Origin of the sequence: Halalkalibacter flavus, assembly GCF_036663575.1 — a bacterium.
Taxonomy (GTDB): domain Bacteria; phylum Bacillota; class Bacilli; order Bacillales; family Bacillaceae_D; genus Halalkalibacter; species Halalkalibacter flavus.
Window position 1 is genome coordinate 1 of the sequence record NZ_JAWRVK010000292.1, and the last position, 259, is coordinate 259.

General features: G+C 58.3%; 1 protein-coding gene. It reads right to left on the bottom strand.

What is annotated here, in order from left to right; genetic code table 11:
• Positions 1-259 (bottom strand): hypothetical protein (locus SAY88_RS25235; RefSeq protein ID WP_332635178.1); only part of this gene is annotated, 259 nt, incomplete at both ends.

The following is a 259-nucleotide window of genomic DNA, read 5'->3' on the forward strand; positions in this document are numbered from 1 at the left end:
GATTCGCCTTGCGGTTGAATGCAACGTACGCCAGCGGATCGTCCGCCTCGCAACCAAAGTAGAAAGACGGAATGAAGAGATCGCGCAGATCCTCGTCACGCTCGATCTTCATCTTTGCGAAATCGTCACGAAGCTCCGGCGACACCGTGCCGCGACCGACATCCAACGTGGCGTCGAGTCGTTCGAGTTTCTCGCGCGTCTTCTCGTCGCCGTACTCCTCGAAGAGCTGACGCGCTTTCTGCAGGTCGACATTCTCCGG